5 protein-coding genes and 1 tRNA gene are annotated in these 7,529 nt (G+C 32.8%); 5 read left to right on the top strand and 1 reads right to left on the bottom strand.

Annotated elements, in window-relative coordinates; all coding sequences use genetic code 11:
• Window positions 1-50: 50 nt before the first annotated feature.
• Window positions 51-899, top strand: coding sequence for a hypothetical protein (locus PW52_RS13705; RefSeq protein ID WP_044633535.1), 849 nt, complete (start codon window positions 51-53; stop codon window positions 897-899).
• Between the two features lie 212 nt (window positions 900-1,111).
• On the opposite strand, the gene PW52_RS13700 is transcribed toward PW52_RS13705, so the two are convergent.
• Window positions 1,112-1,196, bottom strand: a tRNA-Ser gene (locus tag PW52_RS13700).
• Between the two features lie 182 nt (window positions 1,197-1,378).
• Between PW52_RS13700 and PW52_RS13695 the strand changes: the two genes are divergently transcribed.
• The 4 genes from PW52_RS13695 (at window position 1,379) to PW52_RS13680 (ending at window position 7,508) form a co-directional block, all read left to right on the top strand.
• Window positions 1,379-2,008 carry an NAD(P)H-dependent oxidoreductase gene (locus tag PW52_RS13695; protein ID WP_044633534.1) on the top strand — a complete coding sequence of 210 codons (630 nt, stop codon included), beginning with the start codon at window positions 1,379-1,381 and terminating at the stop codon, window positions 2,006-2,008.
• A gap of 107 nt (window positions 2,009-2,115) precedes the next feature.
• Window positions 2,116-3,312, top strand: a complete 1,197-nt coding sequence (locus PW52_RS13690) for a DegT/DnrJ/EryC1/StrS family aminotransferase (protein ID WP_044633533.1) — start codon at window positions 2,116-2,118, stop codon at window positions 3,310-3,312.
• A 51-nt stretch (window positions 3,313-3,363) separates the two neighbouring features.
• Entirely contained in the window at window positions 3,364-7,236 is a 3,873-nt protein-coding gene (locus PW52_RS13685; protein WP_044633532.1) for a two-component regulator propeller domain-containing protein, read from the top strand.
• 86 nt (window positions 7,237-7,322) lie between these two features.
• Window positions 7,323-7,508 (top strand): hypothetical protein, encoded by a 186-nt coding sequence (locus PW52_RS13680; protein WP_044633531.1) that lies wholly within the window; start codon window positions 7,323-7,325, stop codon window positions 7,506-7,508.
• Window positions 7,509-7,529 lie beyond the last annotated feature (21 nt).

Genomic DNA, 7,529 nt, shown 5'->3' with positions numbered 1-7,529 from the left:
AAGTTGCTAGTGCATTAAGCATTATTAAAGACTTAAGAAAATAATTAATTATGAAAACGTCGTCTATCATTTCTAAGCTATTAGTTGCTATTTGTGCAGTTGTAGTTTTGTGTTGTAATTCATCACCAGATATTGTAGTTCAAAATCTTAATATGAACATTCCAGAAGGAAAACAAGTATTTTCGGAAGATTTGTTAATTGATGAAATTGCAGAAACCAAAATTGAGCATTTTGCATTTGTTGGTCCAACCAACCAAACGGTTAACTTTACGCAAGAAAATGTTACGATGTTTTTATTCTTAAAAGGTAATGCTGTTATAAAAGCCGATACTATTGTTAAGACTGTGAATCCAGAGTCTATTGCAATTCCAATGGACAACCTTAACAAAGTTGAAATTAACGTGCCTAACGGCGAAACTTTGCATTTTGTAAAGTTTACTAAAACATTATCAAGTCAAGACAAATCGGATTTAGCTAGTTTTCCTTCCGAAAATAAATACAAGTTATTTTATACGCGTTTTATTGATTGCGAACCATATACCGAAAAAATAAAAAGTCCTAATACAACAAGTCGAACGGTTTTACCTGCCGATATTGTACCAAGAGTATCTTTGGGTACTGTTGAAGCTATGGGACCAGATGAAGTAGGAGCGCATAAGCATCCTATGTTAGATCAGTTATTTTTAGGTTTAACCGATAACGATATTACGGTGTTTGCAGACGATGCCTCGGTTCAATTAAAAGAATTTGCTTTATTGCACATTCCTATAGGATCTAGTCATTGGGTAAAAGTTGAGGAAAACAAAAGAATGAACTATATGTGGATGGATTTTTTCTTAACCAAAGAAGGACAGGAATGGCTAAAAACGCATAAACCGTCAAGTACCGATAAAAAGTAATAAAGGTTTAAAATAACCTTTAAAAAAAGACCTACAATGCAAATTGTAGGTCTTTTTGTTTACAGAAAAGACGTAAAATTAATATCATCTTTATCAATAAAACCATAAACAACATAAGTAATTTTAAAAGTTTTATTTGAATTTATCTATTTAAAATAAGTTTAAAACATCTCTAAAATAAAAAAACCTTTACAGTAATGTAAAGGTTTTTGCGGAGAAAGAGGGATTCGAACCCCCGGAGGTGTGACCCTCAACAGTTTTCAAGACTGCCGCATTCGACCACTCTGCCATTTCTCCATGAGTGCCTAATAAGGTATTTCCTTAATGCGGCTGCAAATATAAAGTCCTTTTTTTACTCTTTCAAATAAAATAGCACTTTTTTTTAAAAATATTTTTTTCGCAATATGTCAGCAATTTTATCGCATTTTTAGTAAAATAAATTAATCAAATGTTATTTTTGCTAAGCTATAAAATAATGTATGGATATTCTTAAGCAATTAAACTGGCGTTATGCCACAAAAAAATTCGATGCCACAAAAAAAATATCGCAAGAACAGCTCGATATTTTAAAACAAGCCTTCAATTTAACCGCAACCTCCTATGGTTTACAAACCATTTCAATGGTAGTTGTAGAAAATAAAAAATTGCGAGAACAACTTGTCGAAAGCGCTTTCAATCAAAAACAAGTGGCCGATGCATCGCACCTTTTAGTAATTTGCATACAAGAAAACATAACGGCACAAGATGTTATAAATTATTATAAAAATATAAAGCAAGTCCGTAACACACCAGACCACATTTTAAAGCCATATCAAGACGGCCTAATTGCAACCATCGAGAAAATGTCGGAAACAGAGCGCCAGCAATGGTCCAAAAACCAAGCTTATATTGCACTAGGTAATTTAATGACCGTTTGCGCCGGTATTCAGGTCGATGCTTGCCCAATGGAAGGCTTCCTTCCTGAAGTATACGATAGTGTTTTAGGCTTATCGCAAAGAGGCTTAAAATCGGTTTTACTACTTCCCGTAGGTATTCGCGATCAAGACGATCTATTTGCAAGCCTTAAAAAAGTACGTAAACCAATAAACGAAACTGTAATAGAAATTTAAAATATTTGGGCGTTACCACAAGGGTCGGGCTTTCGGCAGTCGCTCTCTGCGAGTAGCTCCAACAAAGCCTCAATCCCTAACGCAGCTACCAACAAAATAAAAACATCATGCCAGGATTTGAACTATTTGGAGAATTAGAAAAACAACAAGTAAACGATGTGTTAGATAACGGCGTACTAATGCGCTATGGTTTCGATGGCATGCGAAAAGGCCATTGGAAAGCCAAAGAACTAGAAACCGAATTATCAAAAGCATTTCAATCCAAGCATGTGCAATTAGTATCTAGCGGAACCGCTGCAGTAAGTGTAGCATTGGCAAGTGCAGGCGTAGGAGCGGGCGACGAAGTAATTATGCCAACATTTACCTTTGTAGCTAGTTTTGAAGCCATCATGATGCTTGGTGCTATTCCTGTATTGGTTGATATCGACGATACACTGTGTTTAAATCCAGAAGCAGTACAGCAAGCCATTACACCAAAAACAAAAGCCATTATGGTGGTGCAAATGTGTGGTAGTATGGGCAATATGGAAGCTTTACAAAATATCGTTCAAAAAAATAATTTGTTATTAGTTGAAGATGCTTGTCAAGCAATTGGTGGAACTTACAATAACAAACCATTAGGAAGCATTGGGGATTTAGGTTGTTTCTCGTTCGATTTTGTAAAAACAATAACCTGTGGCGAAGGTGGGGCAGTAATTACAAATAATGAGAACTTTTATACCAACGCCGATCATTATAGCGATCATGGTCACGATCATGTTGGCAACGATCGCGGAGCAGAAACGCATCCGTTTTTAGGCTATAATTTTCGGATTTCAGAACTTCATGCAGCAGTTGGTTTAGCGCAAGTAAAGCGTTTACCAGAGTTTTTAGAAATTCAGCGTAAATACCTTAAAATATTTCAAGAAGTGGTTGGCGCTTTGCCACAAGTTACTTTACGAACCGTTCCATCTGGTGGCGAAGAAAGTGGTGCTTTTTTCAATTTCTTTTTACCCGATTTAGAAGTATCTAGAAAAGTAATTCAAGGTTTTAAAAACGGTGGTATCGATGCTTGTTGGAATTATTTCGATAATAACTGGCACTACATCCGTAAATGGGATCATTTAAAAAACTTAAAATCCCTTTTCCCAATTACCCAAGAAGTAAAAACAGGGTTACAGTATTTAGAAAATGCGACTTTTCAAAAATCAGATCATTTTATAGGACGAAATATTTCTTGCTTAATTAAATTATCTTGGACCGAAGAGGAGGTTAAAACTAGAGCCCAAAAAATGGCCAAAGTAATTGCTACTGTTTTAAAATAATTTTTTATCTGTTAGCATTTGGTTAACTTTATATAGTTAAGTGTCAATGCTATGCTAAAATTTAGACTTTGTTTTCTGTTGTTAATGTCAATGCTTGCATTTGGGCAAACACAACAAATGGCTTTCCAGCAGCTAAATGTAGAGCAAGGTCTTTCGCAAAATAGCGTTATTAGTATCGCTCAAGATTCTATTGGCTACATGTGGTTTGCCACACAAGACGGACTCAATAAGTACAATGGACGCGATTTTAAACAATATAACAAGCAGTTCGAAGATATTACCAGAGCAACTTTTAGTAACCTTGGTAAAATTTATATCGATAAACAAAACCGACTGTGGATTATTACCCATTCTGGAAATTTAGAATTATACCAACCTCAAACCGATAACTTTAAACCCATAAAACTTAATTTTAAAGCAAGTACGGTTTTCCAAGATTCCGAAAAAAATCTTTTTATTGGCTCGTACAATAGCGGACTTGTCAAAATTGATGTGAAAACAAAAGATACCCTTCAGGTTTTTAAAAATCAAGATGCTTTAAAAACGGTTTATGAAATTGCAGAGTTTCAAAATAAATTATTTGTTGCAACCGAAGGCGCATTGTTTCAGGTTTCTACAAATAACAGGTATAAAAACGTTTCGGTGGCTTCAAATGCAAGTGCTAATTTTAGTGCTTTAGCCCAAGATAATAATGAAACAATTTGGCTCGGTTCTTTTGGAAAGGGCTTGTTTTATAAATCTAAAAATCAATCGGCATTTACAGCTTTTAAACATGAAAACCTTCCTAGTAACTTAAATATTGAAGATCTTTTAATCGATTCGAAATACAATTTATGGATTGTAACCTATGGCAATGGTGCCTATTATATAAATTTAAAGGAAAATACGGTCACTAATTTTAAGGCCAATAAAAACAATCCGTTTGCACTACATTACAACGATATTTTGTGTTTATACGAGGATATTACAGGTTTAGTTTGGTTTGGAACCGACGGAACAGGCGCTAGTTTTTATGATCAACATCTTATTAAATTTAATATACTTACCAACAACCAAGTGTCTAACGAGGTTAATGTCGATATGGTTAGAAGTTTGGTAACCGATAAAAACGATAATCTCTGGATTGGTACTTCTGGCAAAGGATTAACTTATTTTAATGACGAAATTGGGCAGTATAAAACCTTAACAACAAGCAACTCAAATATTGCGAGTAATAGGGTAATTAGTTTAAATTATTACGAAGATGAATTGTGGGTTGGCCACCAAGGTTACGGTTTAAATTCATTAGAAAATGTCGAGCGTTTTAATTTTTTTAATGAGATAAAAGATTATACCATTTGGAAAATAATTCCAATAACTAAAACAAAACGGTGGCTAGCAACAGAACGTCATGGTCTGGTATTATTTGATAGAGAAAAAGGTGTTATTAAAAGTTATAACAGCAACAATTCAAATTTACAGGAAAATAATATACGAACTGCCGAATTAGAAAACGATAGTATATTTTGGTTAGGAGCAGAGAGTTCTGGGGTTTATAAATTAAATATAAAAACTAATAAAATCGATAAAATTGAAACACTTCACGATAAAATAAAGTCGTTATATGTTTCAAATAATACGCTTTGGGTTGGTACACTTGGTTCTGGACTAAAAAAGTATAATTTAAAAACTAAAGCGGTAACAGTTTATGGTTTAAATGATGGTTTGCCCAACCAAGTAGTGTATGGTATTTTGCCAGATGAAACTAATAATTTGTGGTTAAGTACAAATAATGGTTTGTGTAAGTTCGATGTTTCAAACAATACTTTTGAAGCTTTTACAACCTTTGATGGGTTACAAAATGCCGAGTTTAATACTGGTGCTTATTATAAAGGTAAAAATGGTGTTTTATATTTTGGTGGATTAGATGGTGTTAATTGGTTTACACCCGAAAAGCTTACTTACAATACGGTAAAGCCAAAAACTATAATATCCAATTTCGAAGTGTTTTCAAAGAAGCATCCAATGGTGAAAAACACCAAATTAAATCACAATCAAAATACTTTAACTTTTACATTTTCGAGTTTGCATTTTTCTCAACCCGAACGAAATTCGTTTAAATACAGGGTTTTTAATTATGATGATAATTGGATTGATTCAAAAAGTGTGAATTTTGCGCATTATACCAATTTAGAACCAGGTAAATATACCTTTCAAGTTATATCTAGTAATTACGATGGTATTTGGAATAACGAACCAGCTAATTTTAGTTTCACTATTTTAAAACCTTGGTATTTAACAAATACGATTAAAATATTTTATTTAGTATTAATCGTATTAGCATTGTTAGGTGTTTATCGCTATTTAAATTGGCGATGGAAAATAAAAACCCAATTACAACTAGAACACGCCGAAACCGAGCGTTTAAAAAAACTAGATGAGTTTAAAACCAAATTATACACCAATATTTCGCATGAGTTTAGAACGCCTTTAACCTTAATTTTAGGCCCGTTAGATAAACAATTATCGAAAAAAGAACTCACCGAACACGATAAAAACGAATTAGAGTTAATAAAACAAAATGCCAATAGATTGTTAGGCTTAGTTAACCAAATGGTCGATTTATCTATTATCGATTCTGGGCAAGGGCAATTAAAAGTAAAAGCAGGGAATTTAAATGTGCTTTTAAAACAAATTGTAGCGGCTTTTAGTTATAAAGCTTTAGAAAAAGGGATTGTAATTGAAAGCAAAATAGAAAATTTAGATATTGCTTGGTACGATACCGATGTTATTGAAAAAATAAGTTCAAATCTGTTGTCTAACGCCATAAAATATGCTCCAGAGCAAAGTAAAGTGGTTTTAAATGCCAATAGGCAAAATGAAGATTTGGTGTTTTCAATTACCAATACCAATGAAGATATTTCTCGAACCGATTTGGGTAAATTGTTTCAGAGGTTTTATCAGGATAATGAAGCTTCAGAAGGCGTTGGGGTTGGTTTAGCTTTAGTGAAAGAATTAATAAACTTATCACACGGAAGCATTATTGCGAATAGTATTGCTAAAGATAAAATTCAGTTTAATATAACCATGCCTATTAACAAATCGGCTTTTAAAGCTTCAGAAATTATTGAGGAAACTAAAGCGCCTTCAACCGAAAATAACATTTCAATTTCTAAAAATGAAAAGTCTATAAAACCAGATTTATTAATTGTTGAAGACGAACCAGAAATTAGAAAATTTATAGTTTCCATTTTCCAAACAGATTATAATATTATTGAAGCAATCAATGGGAAAATAGGAATAGAAAAGGCCTTAAAGCATCAGCCAGATTTAATAATTAGCGATATTATGATGCCCGAAACTAATGGTATTTCCTTATGTAACACTTTAAAATATAACGAAATTACAAGCCATATTCCAATCATATTATTAACTGCAAAAGTTGGAGATAAAAGTGAAATTGAAGGTTTAAAAACCGGAGTCGATGCCTATATTACCAAACCCTTTAACAGTGAAAAGCTTAAATTAAGAGTTGAAAAACTTATTGAAAATAGAAGAGCACTTCAAAATCATTTTCTTAATAATTTTTCAATTGTTCCTCCAGATATTAAGGTAACATCGGCCGAAACTGAATTTTTAAAACGCTTAAAACAAGTGGTCGACGATAACCTAACAAAGCCAAGTTTTACAGCTGAAGCTTTTAAAAGTACCATGCAAATGAGTAGAACACAATTACACCGAAAATTAAAAGCTGTGGTTGGTTTAAGTGCTTCGGAGTTTATTAGGAACCAACGATTGCAATTGGCTGTTAATATTTTAAAAAAGCATCCGGGTGTAACGGTTTCAGAATTGGCATATCAGGTTGGTTTTAATACGCCTTCTTACTTTATTAAATGTTTTAAATCGGTTTACAACTGTACACCAAGCAAATATTCTTCTAAATAAAACACTGTTTTTTTTGTTTGTAAATTATTTATAATCAACTATTGTGACATTTGTTGCATCATTTGAAACAATGGTAGTATTCATTAATGGCTTTTGCTTGTACCTTTATAAAAGTAAAAAATAGTACACGTTCTAGAATGATTGAATCTCCAAAGGATAACAGCCAAGATAAGTTATATATGAGTATAGATCATTTAAAAAAAGGCGTTTACATATTACATGTTTTACACAATAATAAAGTCATCAAATCTATTGAAATTATAAAGGATTAACAAAGATGCTATTAATCAATC

The organism is Neotamlana sedimentorum, assembly GCF_000943565.1.
GTDB lineage: Bacteria > Bacteroidota > Bacteroidia > Flavobacteriales > Flavobacteriaceae > Neotamlana > Neotamlana sedimentorum.
This window is presented reverse-complemented; position numbering and strand designations above follow the sequence as displayed.